General features: G+C 70.3%; 1 protein-coding gene and 1 pseudogene. Both read left to right on the forward strand.

Translation table 11 applies throughout. The annotated features are described in order from the left end of the window. Nucleotides 1–143 precede the first annotated feature (143 nt). Complete coding sequence (locus G537_RS0129600; RefSeq protein ID WP_026873124.1) at nucleotides 144–794, forward strand: hypothetical protein; 651 nt, start codon at nucleotides 144–146, stop codon at nucleotides 792–794. Nucleotides 795–841: 47 nt separating this feature from the next. Continuing rightward, nucleotides 842–1,021 (forward strand): annotated as a pseudogene (locus tag G537_RS40695) (hypothetical protein); the annotation flags it as partial.

Here is a 1,021-nt window from a genome sequence, read left to right on the forward strand (position 1 = left end):
ACCGACTGCACCGTGACCTACACCGTCCCGGACCGCGGCGAGGTCTCGTTCCAGGCCCCCCTCGACGGGCTGTTCGCCGCGCTGTCGGCCATGAAATGACCCGGGCGCCCGGTTGGGCGCCCTTCAGAGAAGGATGAGATGCGATGCGACTGGCCAAGACTCTACTTCTGGGGACCGTCTCGGTCGCGATCATTGCCGGCGCGGTCGTCGCGTTCGATCTGATCGGCTTTGCCCAGCTGCCGGCCCAGGCAGCGGATTCGAGGAAGCCGGCGGCGGAGGCGCCGAAGGCGCAGGAGCAGGCGGCCCAGACCCAGCAGCCTGCCGCGGCGCAGCAGGCGGCGGCCACCACCACTGCCACCGCCACCGTCTTCGACGAGCACGTCAAGCAGGCCAAGATCGGCACCTGCGGCAACATCTTCTCCGCGCTCGGCCGCGGCGTCGCCGCCGATGCGAGCTACGCCGCACAGACCCAGTGGAACACCAGGGCGGCCGATGCGCATGCGGTCGAATCGATCGTCGCGCTCAGCGGCAGCCCGTCGACGCAGGGGCTGCCCGCAGCCGGCGTCGTGTTCACGGCTCCGGTCGGACGCTCCTGCGAAGGCACTTTGGTCCGGGTGACGCCGGTCAAGGCCAGCTGCCAAGCCGTCGCGACCGAGCTCGTCAGCCAGGAGAAGGGCCAGACCGGCATGCTCGGCGACCTGCCGCTGGTGTCTCTGCCCAACGGCGCGAGGGTCGTGCTCATGCCGCTCGACGGCAACTGCGTCGCGATGACCAGCCTGCGCGCAGCGGGCTGACGGAACGCCGCCCGCGGCAGCGGCGGCCGGGATTGCGGGAGATGAAGATGCTTCGACCGATCGTTCTGGTTCTCACCTCCTGGGCCTGCCTCGCCGTCGCGGCCGGGGCGGCCGATCCGCCTCTCGCGCCGGCGCCGGCCGTGGTTGAGGCGGTCGATACCGTTCCCGACCGCAGCTACGTGGTGTTCTTCGACTTCGACAGCTCGCATTTGACCCCGGAAGCCAGG

The organism is Inquilinus limosus DSM 16000, assembly GCF_000423185.1.
GTDB lineage: Bacteria > Pseudomonadota > Alphaproteobacteria > DSM-16000 > Inquilinaceae > Inquilinus > Inquilinus limosus.